At 61.6% G+C, this 18,152-nt stretch carries 13 protein-coding genes and 2 pseudogenes; 4 read left to right on the forward strand and 11 right to left on the reverse strand.

Features of this window, described 5'->3' with window-relative positions:
* Nucleotides 1-743 precede the first annotated feature (743 nt).
* Together U5A65_RS40100 and U5A65_RS40105 are read left to right on the forward strand one after the other, a co-directional pair.
* Nucleotides 744-866, forward strand: coding sequence for a hypothetical protein (locus U5A65_RS40100; RefSeq protein WP_321918087.1), 123 nt, complete (start codon nucleotides 744-746; stop codon nucleotides 864-866).
* A gap of 1 nt (nucleotide 867) precedes the next feature.
* The gene (locus U5A65_RS40105) at nucleotides 868-1,311 is read left to right on the forward strand and encodes a cupin domain-containing protein (RefSeq protein WP_321949618.1); all 444 of its coding nucleotides are present in this window, start codon (nucleotides 868-870) and stop codon (nucleotides 1,309-1,311) included.
* A 562-nt stretch (nucleotides 1,312-1,873) separates the two neighbouring features.
* Here the strand turns inward: U5A65_RS40105 and U5A65_RS40110 are convergent.
* From U5A65_RS40110 to U5A65_RS40130, 5 genes are all read right to left on the reverse strand, one after another.
* On the reverse strand, nucleotides 1,874-2,566 hold the full coding sequence (locus tag U5A65_RS40110) for an alpha/beta family hydrolase (RefSeq protein WP_321949620.1): 693 nt from the start codon (nucleotides 2,564-2,566) through the stop codon (nucleotides 1,874-1,876).
* 466 nt (nucleotides 2,567-3,032) lie between these two features.
* Nucleotides 3,033-3,647 (reverse strand): response regulator transcription factor, encoded by a 615-nt coding sequence (locus tag U5A65_RS40115; protein WP_321949622.1) that lies wholly within the window; start codon nucleotides 3,645-3,647, stop codon nucleotides 3,033-3,035.
* A gap of 88 nt (nucleotides 3,648-3,735) precedes the next feature.
* Complete coding sequence (locus U5A65_RS40120) at nucleotides 3,736-4,665, reverse strand: DUF2950 domain-containing protein (RefSeq protein WP_321940319.1); 930 nt, start codon at nucleotides 4,663-4,665, stop codon at nucleotides 3,736-3,738.
* A 10-nt stretch (nucleotides 4,666-4,675) separates the two neighbouring features.
* Nucleotides 4,676-5,986, reverse strand: coding sequence for a DUF3300 domain-containing protein (locus U5A65_RS40125; RefSeq protein ID WP_321949624.1), 1,311 nt, complete (start codon nucleotides 5,984-5,986; stop codon nucleotides 4,676-4,678).
* A gap of 247 nt (nucleotides 5,987-6,233) precedes the next feature.
* Nucleotides 6,234-7,391 (reverse strand): BamA/TamA family outer membrane protein, encoded by a 1,158-nt coding sequence (locus U5A65_RS40130; RefSeq protein ID WP_321917928.1) that lies wholly within the window; start codon nucleotides 7,389-7,391, stop codon nucleotides 6,234-6,236.
* A gap of 306 nt (nucleotides 7,392-7,697) precedes the next feature.
* On the opposite strand from U5A65_RS40130, the gene U5A65_RS40135 reads away from it, so the two are divergent.
* Entirely contained in the window at nucleotides 7,698-8,243 is a 546-nt protein-coding gene (locus U5A65_RS40135; RefSeq protein WP_321917929.1) for a CSS-motif domain-containing protein, read from the forward strand.
* Nucleotides 8,244-8,721: 478 nt separating this feature from the next.
* Here U5A65_RS40135 and U5A65_RS40140 read toward each other — a convergent pair whose 3' ends face one another.
* The 5 genes and pseudogenes from U5A65_RS40140 to U5A65_RS40160 form a co-directional block, all read right to left on the reverse strand.
* Nucleotides 8,722-10,587 carry a diguanylate cyclase gene (locus U5A65_RS40140; RefSeq protein WP_321949626.1) on the reverse strand — a complete coding sequence of 622 codons (1,866 nt, stop codon included), beginning with the start codon at nucleotides 10,585-10,587 and terminating at the stop codon, nucleotides 8,722-8,724.
* Between the two features lie 843 nt (nucleotides 10,588-11,430).
* The gene (locus U5A65_RS40145; protein ID WP_321917931.1) at nucleotides 11,431-12,777 is read right to left on the reverse strand and encodes a glutamine synthetase family protein; all 1,347 of its coding nucleotides are present in this window, start codon (nucleotides 12,775-12,777) and stop codon (nucleotides 11,431-11,433) included.
* Between the two features lie 122 nt (nucleotides 12,778-12,899).
* Nucleotides 12,900-13,457, reverse strand: a complete 558-nt coding sequence (locus tag U5A65_RS40150) for an XRE family transcriptional regulator (RefSeq protein WP_321940312.1) — start codon at nucleotides 13,455-13,457, stop codon at nucleotides 12,900-12,902.
* Between the two features lie 14 nt (nucleotides 13,458-13,471).
* Nucleotides 13,472-14,761 carry an FAD-binding oxidoreductase gene (locus tag U5A65_RS40155; protein ID WP_321917935.1) on the reverse strand — a complete coding sequence of 430 codons (1,290 nt, stop codon included), beginning with the start codon at nucleotides 14,759-14,761 and terminating at the stop codon, nucleotides 13,472-13,474.
* 472 nt (nucleotides 14,762-15,233) lie between these two features.
* A pseudogene (locus U5A65_RS40160) lies at nucleotides 15,234-15,815 on the reverse strand (substrate-binding domain-containing protein); the annotation flags it as partial.
* Between the two features lie 585 nt (nucleotides 15,816-16,400).
* On the opposite strand from U5A65_RS40160, the gene U5A65_RS40165 reads away from it, so the two are divergent.
* Nucleotides 16,401-17,195 (forward strand): helix-turn-helix domain-containing protein, encoded by a 795-nt coding sequence (locus U5A65_RS40165; protein WP_321940310.1) that lies wholly within the window; start codon nucleotides 16,401-16,403, stop codon nucleotides 17,193-17,195.
* 671 nt (nucleotides 17,196-17,866) lie between these two features.
* On the opposite strand, the pseudogene U5A65_RS40170 reads toward U5A65_RS40165, so the two are convergent.
* Nucleotides 17,867-18,152, reverse strand: a pseudogene (locus tag U5A65_RS40170) (catechol 1,2-dioxygenase); the annotation flags it as partial.

Below are 18,152 nucleotides of genomic sequence, written 5' to 3' on the forward strand. Positions count from 1 at the left end.
TTTGTCCCTGCACAATAGGCCCGAGAAAATCCGCAATAGACCCGAAAAATATCCCTACATGCTGAGCCAATAGATCAAAAAAACAGAAAGGTAAATTAAATATTTCCTCCACCGAGTGACCGATTTTTGAGCAAATTCGACGCTCAAATGTCAATGTGGCGATGCGGCCGAACGCTGTTGGCCGGTTTCACCCACTAAGCTGTGGCACGACAAAACTGCCGTTCGCGCCCGGGATTGTTTTGAACGACAGCTAACGGCGAAGCCGGCGAGCGCGCGATCGGCCATCAACGGCCGCTCATCCAGGTCGTTGCACGGACGTTTGAACGCCAGCGTCGCCTCGCATGACGGACGGTCATGCCGACTCCTCTCATCCCTCGTCGTCGAAGTCAGGTAATTGTTACGCGTATGCGCGTTAGCGCACACTTGGAAAGTAGCGACGAGAATACTGTTTGTCTCGAAGTTGGTCTTGCACAACGCTGGAACCCGCAAACGTCGCAGAGTGTTTGCGGAGAAGGAAACGTCCCAGTTGCCTTGGCTCTCGCAAAACTGTAATACGCTGATGGCGTCGCGAACCCACAATCCGGCGAGAATCCCGTCGCGTTCGTGGAAAAAAATCTGGCATTGACCGAGGCAGATGGGGCCGTCTTCGCGCGGGCCGCATTCGCTTTTAACAAATTGCCGAAGCGACTAGTCTTCTTGAACGGTCCGCCGAAAACGCCTGCCTGCGAAGTGCTACGGTGGCAATGGCAAAACCCATTGACAAATTGAATCTAAAAATTCCGTCGGCGCGCCGTGCCGCAATTGCTGCTTCCATTGCCTACGACCGTAGCGGCCTGACGAAAAATCCCGATCTGGAGGAGGTTTAAAATGACTCCCAACGGCGCGCCGCCAGGCGAACCAATCATCATTGGACAATTGCAGATCCGATACCTGATCGACGGAACTGCCACAGGCGGCATGGGTATTTTTGAGCTGACCGTGCCGCCCAACTCTCCAGTTCCGCCGCCACATAGCCATACCCTTAACGAAGAATGCGTTTATGTCCTGGAGGGCGTGCTTCGATGCTCGGTTGATGGAATAGTCCGAGACCTGACGCCGGGAGAATGCGGGGTTAGCCCAAGAGGATCGGTTCACCACTTCAGCAACCCGTACACTGACACAGCACGCGCCCTCGTCGTCCTTACGCCCGACATCGGAGCGCAGTATTTTCGTGATGTCGGAACGATCATAAATGCCGGCGGCCCCCCCGACCGCGACAAGCTGATCGGTGTCATGTCGAGGTACGGACTGGTGCCCGCTCCGCTTCCGTGAAATAGCGAACGGTCGTTGCCCGACAATCGTTTCTGGCTCTCGATGCCCGATCTGCGGATTAATGCTACAGCTCGATTCGGTTCCCGCACTGGACCGATGCAATCGGGATGGTCACGCACGCGTCGGCTGGCATGCCCGCACGGATGTCTGCAGGGCACCCGATAGCTGCCATCGAGAGCGTACGGGAACGAATGACGGGAAAGGGTCGGTTTCGGGCGACCGCGTCGGGCAGTGACCGGCCAATGCGCGTCGTTCGACGCTCTGCCAGTCTGGTTCCGCCACCATCCGTGAGCGGTTACTCACGGATCGGCGCCGACATCAGAGGTGTGTCGGCCAAATCAAAGCAGACGCCCTCCGCGATTTCCGCGGCGGATCACCGCGAGCGGATCTGACAAATTCACTCACTCGGTACTGTGAAAACGTCGCTGACGCGACAGGCGTCGCTTATCGTGGCTATGCGACCGACCATCTGCGGATAGCGAAGGGATGGAGCGGGCAAGTGCAGCACAGCGAGTTCGCCTGCTCGCCGTCCCGACTCTGCTACAAGCATTCCTGCGCTTGCTCAGGTAACGGGCACGAACTCTCCTTCGGCGAAGAACCACGCCGACATCGTCCGTGCCAGTTCGAGCACGACCTCCGCGTCGGTCCGGCCGGAGGACGCGCGCACGTGGAACGAATGGTCTGCGTCGTCCACCACATGCAGCGTGGCGCGTGGCCCCAGCGTCTCGACGACCGACCTCAGCAGGGGAAGCTCGGCCAGCTTGTCGCGCGTGCCCTGCAGGAAAAGAATCGGCACCGTGACGTCCGCCAGGTGCCGTGCCCGCTCCACGCCAGGCGCGCCCGCCGGGTGCAGCGGGAACGCGACGAAAGCGAGGCCACGCACGCCGTCGAGCGGGGAGATGGCTTGAGCCTGGGAGGTCATGCGGCCGCCGAACGACCTGCCGCCCGCGAAGAGAGGCAGGGCTGGCAGCCGCCGGCGGGCCTCTGCGACGGCCGCCTGCACGGCAGCATGTGCCACGGCCGGCGAGTCCACCCGCTTGGAGCCCCGCTCCATGTATGGAAACTGGTAGCGTAATGTGGCGACATTGACCGCCGCAAGCGCGTCGGCCAATGACGACATGCCGGCATGCTGCATGCCCGCCCCGGCGCCGTGCGCGAAGACATACAGGGCTCGCGCGTCCTGCGGCACTCGGAGGAGCGCAGAGACCTTGGTGCCGTCGGGCAGTGCCAGGGAAAGCGATTCTGGGTCGTCCATCGTATTCAGGTCGTGTCGTTGTGGCCATTGCGCCGATTCTGCATCAATGAGGCATCTGGGTGCGTTTGTAGCGGCGTCCGGCAAGGCATTGCGCACGCGGAGTTTGCCGGCCGATCCATGGAGCGCGCGCCCATCGTGAACGGCGCCGCAGTCGCGATATGTCGGTTGACGACCGCAAGCCCGACGGCGTAATTGCACGCCTGCATCATTGTCAGCGAGCTGTTACGACACGGCAATCAGCGTCAAAGGAGGTTCTCGAAGGGCAGTTCATTTAGCTGCCTCTCTGGAAGAGCATGTCCGGCTGCAGAAAGTTATGGGTGCGGCCACAACCTGCCGTTCAGCGAGCGGACGAACCTGCCGTTGGAACGACTGCACTACTCTGCGGATTCGACCGGATGGCCGTCGATCGTCCAGGTCCCGACACTATCCACGCGTCGAAGAGTGGGTGCTGAGACCGGGTACTTATCTACCGACGGTCGGCCGCCTGTGGCACGTCAATGTCTAGCTGCATCAAGCATCGCACGAGTTCCGGCACCGACCTGACATGCATTTTTTGCATCATCCGTCCTCGATAGATCTTGATAGTACGCTCAGCAATGCCGAGCGTATTGGCGATCTGCTTGTTCATCAGTCCGTCCGCGACGAGCGTCATAACCTCTTGTTCTCGCCTCATCAGCCGCCCCATGCGCAGGTGAATTTCGGAGCTTCGTGTGTGTTGTGCAAATACCTTTATGCCGCGCTCGAGAGCACGCGCCACGGCAGAGAGAAGCAGTTGTTCATCGACAGGTTTCTCGAGAAAATCGAGCGCACCCGCCCTCATCGCTTCAATGGCGGTGCTCATATCACCGTGCGCTGACACGAACACGATGGATGCGATAGCACCCAGGGCGCACTGTAGATCGAGACCACTCGCGTCCGGTAACGCCAGATCCAGCAAAATACACGTCGGGTGCCTCATCAAGGCAGGATGAGCCAGGAGTTCACCGGCACTCCCGACGGTCTCAACCAGATGGCCAGCGGTTCGAAGCAGCCGCGCGAAGGCTTGACGCACCTGCTCATCGTCGTCGACAACAAATACCACAGGTGAACTTCGCTCATTGCTCCGCTTCCTTCACTGCTTCATGAGCCGCTCGATGGAAACCGAACGATCCGCACCGCATGCGAACGGATTACTCGCTATCGCGATCAGACACCTTGCTCCAGCCCGGCCCCGGGTCAAACGTCTTCGTCGACTGCGCTTTCGTGGCGCTGTCCGGCCCGAGGTCACGTTCGTAGACCTGACCGGAATGGCTCACCATGAACGTCTTGATGCCCGTCTCGCCGTACTTCACCGGCCAGGCGATGACAGCAAAGCCCCCGAACAGCTTGCCCTTCACGACGTAGTCATAGGCGCCACCGGGCGCGTTCGGCCCCTGTGACTCCAGCAGCTTGAAGTGGTATCCGTAGTAGCCGGCGCTCTGTGCATTACGCGAGCTCGCGCCGACGAAGGCCGCGCCGAGCGGACTTGGCGTGTCATCCGGCCCGGCAGGCCAGTACAGCCCGTCATGTTTGCCGGGCGAACTGACCATCTTCGAGGCGTAGGCGAGCACCCCTTTCCCCTCGTGATTGGTCTGCGCGTATTCGCGCTGCGCGTCGAAGATCGCCATCATCGTCTGGATCACGGCCAGTTCGTTGCGGCCGATGCGCCGCAAGCGCATTGCTTGCGCGCCCGCTTGTGTATCGAAGTGCCATCCCTGCCCGGTCTTGACGAGGGGAACAGGGAACGTCCAGCCATCGTCGCCCACGACGATCTGCGCGTGCCCGGCCTCCCCTGTTTCGATCGTGTGGGACTTTGCCCACTCGGCGATGAAGGTATCCCGCACTGGCGCGCCGAAGGGTGGGATCAGCTTACGAAAGTCATTGCCGAAGATCCTGCGTAAAGCGTCCTCACGATCCTTGATGACTGCATCGCCAAAAGCATTCATCGCAGCCTCTGGCGAACTGAAGTACTGTTGTGCGTGCGCCGCGGGCACCGTCGCGCCCCACAGCGCAACGGCTGCCGCGAGATTCGCGAACGGCAGTGTCAGAAGTCTATGCACACTTCGTGGATGAACTTTCATGGTTCACTCCCTAGCGCCTGCCACCGCGGCCGCCACCACCTCCGCGCATGCCACCTCCGCCGGCGGCCCGATTAAAGCCTGAACCCTGCATGCTCCGGTTTCCTCTGTCAAAGTTGCGTTGCGAGACGCTGCCGCTCGACCCCACGCCTGAAAACGCGCTGTCCCGGCCTCCGCCGTAGCCGCCGCCTCGACTGCCATTACTGACGCGGTTCATGTTGCTGGTGGACCCTCTATTGGATGCGCCTGTCCGGTTGCTCCCGGCAGACCGGTCTGCCACCGACGCGCGATTACCTGCGCCGCTCCGGTCCGCGGTCATGGCCCGGTCGCCCGCGCCCGGCCGGTCGGCCGTGGCCACGCGATTACCTGCATCGGATCCGCGCCCGCGATACTGGGAGCGCCTGTCGGACCCTGGCGAGCCGGCGAACTTGTCGCGCGTGGCGTTATCCCGGTAGGCCACACCCTGACGATGCCCGGCATCGTGCTGCCAGCGGCCGCCCCTCTCTCCGTTCTTGAGCTTCGAACTGTCGAAGTTACGGTCAACGTTCCTCGCCCTGTCGGAGTCGATGTTGACGTCGCCTCCGCCCCAGCACGAGTTGCAGTCACTGAAGATCGCCCCGGCGGCCGCAAGGCCGATGCCCCAGGCGAATCCAGTCGCCAGGGCCGCCCCGGGATAGTAGCCAGGGTAATAGGCCGGGTACGGTGGCCAGTAATAGGGTGGATAGGCCGGATAACCCCACGCTCCATACACCACTGCCGGGTCGTAGGCGGGGACATAAATCACCTGCGGATTGGCGGGCTCGATCCGCACGACGGTCGTCTCGCCGGCGGCCGCTGGCTCGACGATCACCTGTTGCTGCTCGTTCGACTTCAGGTTGCCCGCTTCCTGCGCGCGCGCCCGTAGCCGCTGCACCGCAGCGAACACGTCCTTTTGCTGGGCGAGGAACGCGTCACCAAGCTTCTGTGTCCAGTCCAGCTTGTCGTACATCGGCTCGAGGACCTGGGGGAATGCCACCAGCGACTTCACGCTGGTGTCCCAGGACTGATCCTGGACCGCCCGCACTGCGGCATCACCCTTCACATCCGGGTGCTCTTTCACCCAGCGCGCCGCATGGACGATTTCGAGCGGATACGTGGACGCCATCAGGACCTGAGCCAGAACCGAATCCGGATAGAGTGCGATCGGCGCGACCAGCGCCTCAATCTCCTCCGGCTTGAATGGCGCAGGCCCTTCAGGACCGCGATCCGCAAAGGCAGGAGCTGCCACCAGCAGGATCAGCCACACAAGTGCGGCCTTTACCCATCGTTCGTTCCAGATGGTCATGTCCCCTCCGTACGGCGGATGTCGACGCGAACAACGATGCGTTCCTTTCAGTCATGGCACCGGGAAACAACAACCTGGCCCGAACCCTTCTTGGACGGTTGCGGCGCTCTTCTTTGCGTAGTCGTCGGATAAGCGGTCTTCCGCATTCCTATCCTAGTTCCCGTTACGTACAAAACAAGCCTTGGGTGCGCATCAATCCAGCGACTCCGGCAGCTCAAGGATTGCTTGAATGCGATCGCGGCGCGAGTTAGCGCCATGCACTACCGACCTGTATGTAAAACGCATTCTGGTCCTTGCTGTGGGCCACGTCGATGCCAATGGACACACCCAGCTTGCGTGCTATCAGATAACGAAACCCTGCCCCGACGCTCGTCACGTTCTGCGCCTGCGAAAAGCTTTCCAGACGTCCATAGGCCTTGCCGAGTCCTGTGAAGCCGAGCAGCGACCACCGGGGCGTCACATCCCAGCGCAACTCGGCTTCAGTCGTGATGGCATTACGGTCCTGGTATCGCCCCTTCTGGACCCCGCGCAGATCGACGTACGGCTGCGCGTAGAACGGAATGTCACCCGTTGAAAACTTCGTGTCGATGCGCAAGCCCAGGATCAGCGCACGCGCGAGGGGAAACCATTTGAAACCGCGAGCGGCGTACACGTCATAGTTCTGGGTGCCGCCCAACCCCGTTCGGGCGAACTGCGCTTCAAGTTCGGCGAAGCTGCCGGCGGCCGGGAAGAAGATATTGTCGCGCGAGTCGTAATCCACGATCACGCTCCCCGCACCGATGCGCTGGTTGCGCTCGAAATTGGCTATGCTCGCCGGTATGCTGCCGCCCGCGAAGCTGGACGTGGCGTTAAAGAAAACATACCGCGCGCCGGCGTACCAGCGGCTGTTCCCGAGCCGCACCAGAAACTGCTGAAGCAGTGCATCACCCTGAAGCGTGTACGCCCGGGCCTGGCTCGTCAGTCCGAAGTAGTCGAGGTGGGCATCGACCTTGGCGACCGCGCCCAGGTACCGGTAGCGGTCGTCATCCCAGGTGTGGAAGTGGGCGGCGGCCGCGGCCCATGTGCCGTTCTGCGTGTACATGCCGCCGAGCGCCGTGACGTTCGGCGGAGACTTGTTCGGCGGTTCGACTGTTGTGTTCTCCACCTCCTCGGCGATCGGCCCGGAGAAAAACAGCAGGCCGAGGCCGGCACCATAGCCCACAGCCGGCTCGGTGATCACGATGGGCACAGGCAGCGCGCCCTTGTGCTTGAGCAGGAAGTCACTCATATCCAGTTGCCCGTCCGCCGGGTCAATGAAACTGAGCGGTGCTTTCTCCTCGGCACGCAAGGCAGCACACGGCGCTGCAGTTATCGCAACCAGAACGGCAGTGACGCCTGCGAACACTGGACGACCGAGCATGGTCATTGCCCTCGAGCAACGGCGCGGCGTCCCGTGAGTGGCGCCCCACCGCTAGTGCGTTTGGGACCGGCCTCGACATATTACTGTCCTCTTCCGATTGTGCGCGTGCTACGGGTCTGGCACGCGGCACGCGCAACCAGAGTCCGCAACGTTCACAAACCGGCAAAAATGTTGACCAGCCCTGCCGCGAAGACCCGCGTTGTACGCGATCTGCGGCGGACTATCCTTTACTGGATATTCGCTGCCGCGTGTGTTGTCCGCACGCTTGCCAACCCCGTTCGTTCCCAAAATTTTTCGCGCCTGGGTACCGAAATGATCAAGCGTATCGCACTGATTTCGACGTCGATTGTCCTTGGATGTATCGCGACCATCGGACCGGTGCTCACGAGCCTGTACATCGCGAACAAGGACGTTCAACGCCGGGACCGGGAGGACATTCAGGAGTTTGCCGACAAGGCCATCATGCGCGCGGACCTGGTTACCTACCAGGCCTTCGCCGCACTCTCCGATCTCGACCGGGAACCCGGTGGACCCTGCGCGCCGGCGAACCTGGAACGGGCGGCACGGGTGATCTACAACTACCGGTATGTCCAGGATGCGGGCGCCTACGCGAATGGCCAGTATCTCTGCTCTCCGCTTCTGGGCGACGTCCGCACCAAGGACCTCACGTTGCCACCACCCGACTACCGCACCAATGACGGGTATCTCGTGTGGTTCCAGCAAAAAAGTCCGCTGAGTGACGTGCGCAAGGACCTGCAGATCGGCCGCAACGGCCACTACGTCGCGATGGATCCGGCGTCGTACGTCGACCTGATTGGGCCGTTGTATCAGCCGGAGTCATTGGCGATCGGCACTTAAATGGTTTGTGTTGATCGTGTGCGTGAATGGAGTTCTTGTCGTCACATTACACCCCAAGGGTTAGCGCGGATTGCAGCCGAAGCTTCCAGCAAAGCCGCTCCGAACGCTGATCCAATACGGTCTCCTTCCGCGCGCGTCTGCCTTTCCATCTTCTTCTCCGGACCTATATAGTTGTGTTGTCAACTATAGTATTTTTTCAATCTGCGCCCCTTTTGAAAAGGACCGTCTCAACGGACGACGCTTGGGAATTTCCCCTAGAAAACCGTGAAACGCCTGAGCAAGCACGGTCCTGGTGCCAGGCACCGAATTTCCGCTTTGGGTTGCCTGCGGGTCTACCATGTCGGGCTGTAGCCAGTGCCCGTGCATCAACTGCCAGATGATGCACCGCTGACGCCACACGCAGCGCGGACCGGCTGCCGGAAATCTGTCCCGCCCCCAGCTCCGACGAAGCATCCGCTGGTCTAGAGGCGACCCGACATCAGGATGCATTGGCCGTGCAATCGGTCTCCTGCGCATTCCCCCCAGTCCTCAGCTTGACCTGATTGCGACCAGAGCGCTTCGCGCTATAGAGTGCGGCGTCAGCGCGTGCCTGCGCCGCCGTCAGATCGGGTTCGCCATATTGATACATGGAGATGCCAATACTCGTGGTTATGCTTACGGCCCGCCCATCGCCAAGAACGATCGGGGCTTCCGCCACCGCGAGCCTGATGCGCTCCGCTACACCACGCGCCTGTTCAGGGGTTGCGCCCTGCAGGATCACAGCGAACTCCTCGCCGCCAACCCGGGCGGGCATATCATGGTTGCGCAGCGCTCCGTTGATCCGGTCGGCGATGCCTTCAAGGACGCGATCGCCGGCGGCGTGCCCCCATGTGTCATTGACCCGCTTGAAGTGGTCCAGGTCCAGTGCGAGCACTGCGAGCGGACTCCCGTGTTCCCGTGCGTAAGCCACTGCGCGTGCGCTGGCGCGGGTGAAACTGCGCCGGTTGGGAAGTTTGGTCAGCGCGTCAAAATCGGCTTCCATGCGCAGCTGGCTGATCTGCGCGCATTGCCTGCTAACATCGAGGAGCGTGACAAGTACAAGTTCCTGGTCCTCGGGGGCGACGACGCCGCCCAGAAGGCGGCTGCACCGCACGATCATCTGGACAGCCCCGGCGCTGGTCAGCATCGAAACGGGCTCGCTGTCGTCACGCCCGTACATTCCGGTCCAGCTTGCGGGCTCGGCAAACAGCACCGCCAAGCGTTCCCCGACGTCGCCCCTGGCGCCAAACAGGCTCCTGAATGCCTCGTTTGCCAGTGCGATCTTTCCGGTGCCGACGTCCACCAGCGCAACCGGCGTCGGGATATCCCTGACAACGGTCGATACTAAGCCAGACCAGTTCTCTATCTCTTCATGCAGCCGGTTTTCACGGCGGAGCATCACGATGCCTGCGATCAGCAGCGTGACTTCAATGGCAATGCCCAGCAGGTTGAGAAAGAGGCTACGTAGCCAGGGAGCCCGGTACTCGTCGACGGCATAGCCAAGCTCGAGCGTCCAATTGTCTCCCGGATTGCCAACGGTAATGCTACGGAGCGTTTTAAGCCGTTCGCGTCCGTCTTCGGGCGAGATTGCATAGTACGTTGAGGGCGTGGGACCTTCCCGCTTCAATCCCGCGACGTGACTCACCGATCCGGTTTCGACGGCTGGATTCGAAGGGTAGTGTGCGATCACCTGATCGTCACGGTTGACCAATAGTGACGCGCTGCCATGCGGAAGCGCTATGCCCTTCATCAGCGCCTGGTCGACGGGTACAACCACTGCCATGCGCATATCTGCGATGCCAGCATGAACAGGATGCTCCCTGATGAAGAGCAGGCTCCAGCCGGAGTCGCGGTGAATGAGCTGGGCGATCGTGCGCGGGTCGGCAGTCAGGCCGCGCAATGCCTTAAACCATGCCTCGTTCCGATCCCCCGGCGGGACCGAACTCGCGAGCACATGGCCTGCGGAGTCAAATACAGCAATCGACACGTTGCCCAGCATATCGCTGTCCAGCGCCGCCAACCGGGCGAGCGTCCCGTCGTCGGGCGTCCCGGCCGAGAACGCTTCGTCCACCATCAGGAAAGTATGGTCGACCGCCTTGGCGCGATCCTGTACACGCAGCGCAATTGTCGTGGCCAATGTATCCAGGCGACGGGCCGTCCTCTCATTAAGATTGCCGAAATCGCCCACCGCCTGCGTGACATGTGCAGCCAAGTTCAGCAACACGAGAAGTACCATTACCGGCAGCGCCCGTTTGAGCCAGGAGACACGGCGAACCCCGGTGGATGATATGGACGCATGGAGCGTGGCGGCGGCAGGGGACTTCATGGCAGGTCGCTCAATAGGAGGCCGGGCCGGCACGACGAATATCAAGAGGTGCACCGGCGTCGACGGTGAAGCAACAACGCTGGACTGCGCAACGCGGAGACCAGGATTCATCAGACCACTGAAAGCTTCACCCAGGCACCAGGTTGACAATTCAACTATATTCCTGCTTGTAAGGTATTTGTATGCGTCGGTGCGTCGCCAGTGCCTGTTTAAATTTCAAGACGGAAGTCACGCCGAGTCGTGGGCGAAGTTCCCCAGAGGCCGATGTTGCGCCTCAAAAACTTCGGGGAGATACGGTTGGCGGTTGTCTCCCCGTGAGCAGCCATTGGTTTTGCGCCAGACTGAAAGGCTGTTCAAGGTCGATATGACTCGTTCGCTCTCTCCCCTGAAAGCACATCGGCCTTGCCACCTGGACACTGTGGCACTGGCGCACTCATCCGGAAAACCCGGATTCCACAGACGCCCCGGAATGTTCGCCCGACGAATCTTCGCAAAACAGGAGAGGTGCGGAAATTGCAGGGTCAGAGTGGCAACCGGAGACACCCCGACTTCCCATGAAAACTACCCTCATCAAGCCTCGCATTGCACCAGAACCATCGTCACCACCTTGGGGTAATCGTGTTGTCGCCGACGCCGAACTGAACCGGTTGCCGACACATCGATGAACCAGTCCGTGAGCGGCCGGGGCCGCCAGATCTGAGATCAGTTCGGCATTGGACATGGTTCAGCTGCATTTCGGTATCCCGATAAAAACTGGGCGGCCGACAACATCGTTCGTTGCGTCTCGACCTCACTTCGAGCACCGTCGCAGGTAGCGATCGACGGTCTAAGGTCCCGGTCAATTTACAAAAACCAGCGATATTCTCGTGGCCCGATTGCGTTCATAAAATCAAGGTGATCCTGCCGTTTATTTTCGCAATAAACCATGGTGAAGTCGTCGCCGAGCCCCTCGCGCACCCCGGCATGCCCGCGCATGGCCGCCACCGCAGAGAGCATGTCGCCCGGAAAATCGATGCCGCTCCCGCGATCGTCGTTGAGCGGCGCGATCGGTTCGCGGCCCGCCTCCAGGCCGTACTCGATACCGGCGAGGATCGCCGCGAGCACGAGATACGGGTTGGCGTCCGCCCCTGCGAGCCGGTGTTCGATGCGTAGATTTGCTTCGTCGGACTCGGGAATGCGGATGCAGGCATCGCGGTCCTCGAAACCCCAGCTCGCCCGGCTCGCCGCGTTGACCATCGCGCCATAGCGCCGGAACGCGTTGTGATTGGGCGCAAAAATGGGCATGCAATGCGGGAGCAACGCGAGGCAGCCCGCCACCGCATGTCGCAGCGCGCGCCGCTCGCGTGCCGCGAGCACGTTGCGACCCGCCTCGTCGTAGAGGCTCACATGCACGTGCATACCGCTGCCTGGGACGTCGAGTAGCGGCTTCGACATGAAGCTCGCGCGATAACCGTGGCGCAGTGCCACACCGCGCGTGCTCCGGCAAAAGAGTGCGGACCAGTCCGCTGCGCGCAGCGCGTCATCGCAATGGCCAAAATTGATTTCGAACTGCCCCGGCCCGAGCTCGGCGGTGATGACCGTCGCATCCACACCCTGCTCGCGCGCGGTCTCGACCATCTCGTGCAGCACGGGCGCGAAACGCGAAAGGCGCTCGATATGCATGTTCGGCTGATTGTCTTCGTCCTCGCTTAGCCGATCGCGCGCAGGCTGCGGCAGACCTTCGCGCAGCTTCGCATCGAACAGATAGAACTCCAGCTCGAACGCGACCACCGGCTTCAAACCACGCCGCGCGAAGCGATCGAGCACGCGTGCGAGCACCTGGCGCGGCTCGAACGCAATGGGCGTCGCGGTGCCGTCCGAGGTCATCAGCATCTGGGCGAGCGGCTGACGCTCCCAGCGCACCGGCTTGAGCGTGCCGGGCACGAGGCGGCGCGGCACGTCGGGGTCGCCGTCGTGGAAACAGTATTCGCCGATCGGATACACCCCGCCTTGCGCACCAAGCAGGATGCTGTTTTGCGGCACCTTGAGCAGCGAACCGGCCGCCACTTTCTCGAGCATGGCGATGGGATAGCGCTTGCCGTAGAAATGGCCCGGAATGTCGAGGGAAATCAGGTCGACGTATTGCACGTCGGGATGAGCCGCACGAAAGGCGCGTACTTCGCTCAGGAGGTCAGTTGCAATGGCACTCACTTCGGGTTCCTCGTTAGCGAGAGATGGTGGACCTGCTATTTAATCTGGACTCCAAACTATAGCGGCGGCACGCGTGCCAGCAAGCCGCGTGCCTTCGTATCAGGCGTGCATCGAGCGAGGCGTCAGGTGAACACCCAAAGCACCCGCGCAGCCTTGTCCGAGCGATTCGCGTAACTGAAGCGGCAGCGTGCCGGCAGTTGAAAGCTGTCGCCGGCTTTGAGGGCGACAGCTTCGTCCTCGCCATCGAGCCAGATGGTGAGCTCGCCTTCGAGCACGAAGCCACCCTGCTCGTCGCTGTCGTCCACGGGGCGTTCGCCGCTCGTGGCACCCGGTTCCAGCAGGCTCTCCAGCATCGAAAAGCCCGACGACATGCTCGGAGAGACCAGCACGTCAGTGATGCCGCCGCCGTAATAGAGCGTGCGCCGCTCGCCGGGGCGCGTGACCCACGGCAGTGCGCGCGGCTTGCTTACGCTGTAAAAGTAGGTGGTGGGCGTCTGCAGCGCCTCGCCGATGGCGGTGAGATCGGCGACGGTGGGCCGCGACAGGCCGCGCTCGACCTGCGAGAGAAAACCCACCGAGCGGCCGATCCTCTGCGCGAGCTCGGCCAACGTCACCTTCTTGTGCTTGCGCAGATCGCGAATGAGAATCGCGAGGCCTTCTATCTCTTCATCCCTGTCCATACCGGATACCTCAGTCAAACCACGTCGCGCATGCGATACCACAGCTTGCCGAGCGCTTCGAGCGGCGCGGCCAGCACATTGCCGCCCGGAAAGCGCGGATTATGGATGGACTCGTAGAGCGAGAGCAAGTGCGTATCGCCGAGGATCGCGTCGGCTACCGCGCGCGCCGCGGCCAGCGTCGGCAGCACGCCGTGCCCCGAGAAGCCCTGCAGCCAATAGCGCCCGCGCGCGCGACCTACATCAGGCGTGCGCCGGATGCTGATGTCGATATGGCCGCCCCATGCGCATTCGAGCTCGACGTCGCGCAGTTGCGGGAAGACGCGTTCGAGGCTTGGCCGGATTGCCGCGCGGATGTCTTTGGGAATGCCACCGAGATAGGTGCACGCGCCACCGAACAGCAGCCGATGGTCGGGGCTCAGCCGGAAATAGTCGGGCACGAACTGGTTGTCGATCACGCAGTTGTTGCGCGGCAGGAGCGTATGCGCCAGTTGCGGGTCGAGCGGCACAGTCGCTACCTGATACGTGCCGACCGGCAGGATGCGGCGCGCGAGCTCGCGATCGAGCTGGTCGATATACGCGTTACAGGCGAGCACGAGCGTATTCGCGCGGATCAGGCCTTCGGGCGTAGTCGCGATGAAACCCGTCGGCGTTTCGCGCCATTGCAGCACCCGGGTCTGTTCGAAGATGCGCCCGCCCGTACGTTCGATGGCGGCAGCAAGGCCGAGCGCGAGCTTGAGCGGATTGAGATGACCGGCCTCGGGATCGTAAAGCGCAGCGAGATAGCGCCTGCTGCCCACCCATTCGGGCATCTCCTGCTCGGGGATGACGCGCAGCGCCTCGTAGCCCCACTTGTCGGCAGCTTCGTCGCGTGCCTCCTCCAGCAACGCGACGCGGCCGCGCTTGACGGCGGTCCACAGGCTGCCGGGCCGGTAGTCGGCGTCGAAACCGTGACGCGCAGGCAGCTCGCGCACCTCGCGCGCCGCCCAACGCATGCTCTCCCACAGCTCGCGCGCGCCATCGCGCCCCAGCGACTGCTCGAGCGGCCCCATATCGCATGACCAGCCGAGCAGCGCCTGGCCGCCGTTGCGCCCCGATGCGGCCCACGCGACGCGGCTCGCCTCCACGACAACCACGCGCCGGCCCGCGAGCGCGAGGCGCAATGCCGTGTGCAGCCCGCTGAAACCGCCCCCGACGATCAGGACATCGGCATCGCACTCGCCCGCCAATGCCTGGCGCGCGGGCACCTCACCAGGCAAGGTGCGGGCGTAGTAGCTCTCCACATGCTGGGTCGATTCGACGAACATGGCGGCATCCGTGAAATTTCTCTGCTGAATTTCATGAAAAATTAGCATGTAAATTTCATTGACGCAAGTGTTCCTTGACTACCTCGCGGGGCTTTCGCATGAAGAAGCCCGTAAATGGGCTGGAGTGGTTGTTACTGATGGGCGCATCAAATAAGTCCTGGAAGGCCCTGGTACAAATAGAGGGTCAGAGGATAGCGTTTATACATAGGTATCCTTACATAATCGACAGAGCAGCGCTCCAGACGGCGAGCGCAACGGCATCTCTGAGGCCCAGCTTCGAGTCACACGATACGCCATCTTCGAGATGTGATGCCGGGCGTTATGCTTGTGCTGCATGTGTTTCTTCAGAAAGATCGGACCACCGCTCTATGACCCCAATCTTCCATCGACCTATCCATGCAGCAATGCTCATTATTACGAATTCCAAATATTTAATCTCACACGCAACCAATATATGTCGCGCCCCGCTCCTTCATTCGGTCAGCGGTTCCGCCGCAGCGGCGGCGTGCAGTCGATACACGCTGAAGAGATCGTCACAGAACGCACGCAGGATCGGCTTCTCGGCCGCGCTGCGTTTGATCGCGAGATGCATCGGCACTTCGAAGCCGAACGTGGCGCAACCGAGCGCCCGGATGAGGCCGCGCTGCTCGAACGGCTCGGCATGGTGCGCCGGAAGATAGCCGATATGGCTGCCCGAGAGGATCAGGACCGTTGCCGCATCGATGCTGTCGGCGATCGCCGTCACCTGCCGGTAGCCGATCCCCGCAAGCTCCTCGGGAATCGGATAGCTGCGCCCAACCCAGTCGCGCTCGCGCAGATCGTCGGTATTGACGTGCTGCGCCGCGTGGAAAAGCGGATGCCCGCGCCCGCAGCAAAGCACCTGGCGCTCGCTGAACAGCTCGGTGTAGTCGAGTCCTGCCACGCGGCGCCAGAAGTAGCCAATCGCAATGTCGAGCTGGTTGTTGACGAGGCTTTCTTCGAGCTCCTGCGACGCGGCCACCTTCACCGTGAAGCGCACGGCCTGATCGCGCTTGCGAAACGCACCGATCGCCTGTACGCGAATGCCGCGTCGGCACGCGCACATCTAGCGGGTCGTCGTCTTGATATCGAGCTTTTCGTCTTGAGTTCGGACCGTGCTCCACGAGAGCTCTACATTTCATCTGGCACATGTTCGGACATGGCGGCCAATGATATTTACGCGGACAACATCATATGCCCATGTAGTTGACAACTCACCTTTATATTCTTGATATCAACCATCATCTTTTCAGATAGCCCTCGTCTACCGGAGGGCATACCGGTAACCCCGGTCCAGCCGCTTGCCACCAAGAACGCCCACTGGCGAGTCGTGAATGCTCCAAACCACATTCGCAACCAGTATCGGCAGAGGGCAAGGCCGTTGCCTAACATGGCTGCCCGCCCCCCGACAGCGCGAATTAAGTGGATATTGGCGACACCTTGGCGCGCACAAAATTTTGCTGCATCGAATATAGTTGATATATCAATTTTATTTACGGACGTCCGTACCGAAGGGCGGGAACCCATTCTTTCTTCGGCAAGACGTCCGAGTTCGAAGCCGCCTGCGTAGCCATTGAAGCATTAGTGAAACAGTGCGCGGCCCCCGCGCGGCGAACTGGAGATGATCATGTACGTCGAGCCTGCCTGCGATTCTTCACTGTCCGCGCCGCCGTCGGCGCGCTGGCATGACGTGCTGCCGCAGTCGATCGTGCGTGAGGCGGCGTCTCGACAGCCGGCTACGCGCTGCTCCACCTGCTCGCTGCGGGTGGTCTGCATGCCACCGGACCTAACCTCAAGCGAACTCCAGCAACTTGACACCGTGGTCCTTACCACGCGGAATGTGCATCGCGGCGAAACACTGTTCCGTGCACACGACGCCTTCCAGAGCCTCTACGCCGTACGGACCGGATCGTTCAAGACGGTCGTGATGCATCGGGACGGCCGCGAGCAGGTCACGGGCTTCCAGATTCCGGGCGAGCCGCTCGGACTTGACGGCGTATGCTCCGGCACCCACAACTGCGACACGATCGCACTCGAAGACAGCACGGTTTGCATCATCCCGTTCGGCCAGCTCGAAACATTCTGCCGCGAAAGCCGGCGCATGCAGCGCCATCTCTATCAGCTCATGAGCGGCGAGATCGTGCGCGAATCCAGCCTGATGATGCTGCTCGGCACGATGACCGCCGAACAGCGCCTCGCGACATTCCTCCTCGATCTCGCCGCGCGCTTCCAGGCGCGCGGCTACTCCGGCGCGCAATTCAACCTGAAGATGAGCCGCGAAGAGATCGGCTGCTTTCTCGGCATGAAGCTCGAAACCGTGAGCAGGATGTTCTCGCGCTTTCGGCGCGGAGGTCTCGTTAAGCCGAACGGCAAGCAGATCCGCATTGTCGATCTGGAGGGACTTGCGGGCGTATGACGCGAAAGGCGGCAAGGCCTGCTTGATGCAGTCCAGTTCGTCGCTTTCGCTTGCTGTATCGGGTGCCATGCGGACCACCTTCCACCCCGGACCGATACGTTCACGGAGAAAAGTGACTAGTTCACCTCTGGACAAAGAAAAAGCCGCTTCTGGTAGGTTAGATGCCCGTGTTGACTCGCAGCGGACGCAAAGGCCAGCACGGCGAACACCACGAACGCTGGTACGCCGACAGCCGCGTCAGCCCCCCTGCCTCCACCGGGCATACTGATGCACGCGGAATATGCGCAAGTCATTGCGAAGATGGCCTCCGTCTGGGGCGGGAGCGAAAGAGAATACCTTTCGCGCTGGCCGCACCTCGACGTTCACGACCCGTCCGGGTCTCTACCCCACAATCAGTCATCGTGGGAATGACAACTCCTGCCTGACTGACGCACATAAATCATCGAGGAATGGCGGCACCTCACCCGCTAACTGCCAGCACCGGTGGCACGCCGGGAACCGCCCTCCATAGGGTGGAGGCCATAGCAGATAGTCGCAACAGAGTCCGGATGCGTGGTCCGCAAGGTACCAGGGCAGCGCCCGGACTTACCAGTCGTTACCATCCTCGCCGCATTCGCTGCGCAGTGCGAACGAACGTTCTCACACCCTGTCCGTGCCACCGCCTTCGACGGTTACGCCGTGGCTGCGGCGCGCAGGCGATAGACGAGCTGGTTGTCCTTACCCTGCAGCAGCGGCGTGAGCGTGAAGTTGAACTCGATGGCCTTGTACGTGTCGGCTTTCAGGCCGAGCGTCGTGCCACCGGTCTTTTCTGTCACGTGCGGAATCAGTTCTTCACGGGTCGCGTAGGCGAAGTCGTCCCAAATGAGCGGATCGCCTTCAATATTGAATTGCGTGGTGAGCTTGCGGCTGTTATCCGCCGAGACGAAGAAGTGCACGTGCGCCGGACGGTTGCCGTGA

It is taken from the genome of Paraburkholderia sp. J10-1, from assembly GCF_905220165.1.
Classification (GTDB): Bacteria; Pseudomonadota; Gammaproteobacteria; order Burkholderiales; family Burkholderiaceae; genus Paraburkholderia.

Coding starts and splice junctions, on each gene's coding strand:
- U5A65_RS40120 (WP_321940319.1), bottom strand. CDS start 4,665: ATGAAAGTTCATCCACGAAGTGTGCATAGACTTCTGACACTGCCGTTC.
- U5A65_RS40140 (WP_321949626.1), bottom strand. CDS start 10,587: ATGAAGTCCCCTGCCGCCGCCACGCTCCATGCGTCCATATCATCCACC.
- U5A65_RS40150 (WP_321940312.1), bottom strand. CDS start 13,457: ATGGACAGGGATGAAGAGATAGAAGGCCTCGCGATTCTCATTCGCGAT.
- U5A65_RS40165 (WP_321940310.1), top strand. CDS start 16,401: ATGATCATGTACGTCGAGCCTGCCTGCGATTCTTCACTGTCCGCGCCG.
- U5A65_RS40100 (WP_321918087.1), top strand. CDS start 744: ATGGCAAAACCCATTGACAAATTGAATCTAAAAATTCCGTCGGCGCGC.
- U5A65_RS40130 (WP_321917928.1), bottom strand. CDS start 7,391: ATGACCATGCTCGGTCGTCCAGTGTTCGCAGGCGTCACTGCCGTTCTG.
- U5A65_RS40135 (WP_321917929.1), top strand. CDS start 7,698: ATGATCAAGCGTATCGCACTGATTTCGACGTCGATTGTCCTTGGATGT.
- U5A65_RS40110 (WP_321949620.1), bottom strand. CDS start 2,566: ATGGACGACCCAGAATCGCTTTCCCTGGCACTGCCCGACGGCACCAAG.
- U5A65_RS40105 (WP_321949618.1), top strand. CDS start 868: ATGACTCCCAACGGCGCGCCGCCAGGCGAACCAATCATCATTGGACAA.
- U5A65_RS40125 (WP_321949624.1), bottom strand. CDS start 5,986: ATGACCATCTGGAACGAACGATGGGTAAAGGCCGCACTTGTGTGGCTG.
- U5A65_RS40155 (WP_321917935.1), bottom strand. CDS start 14,761: ATGTTCGTCGAATCGACCCAGCATGTGGAGAGCTACTACGCCCGCACC.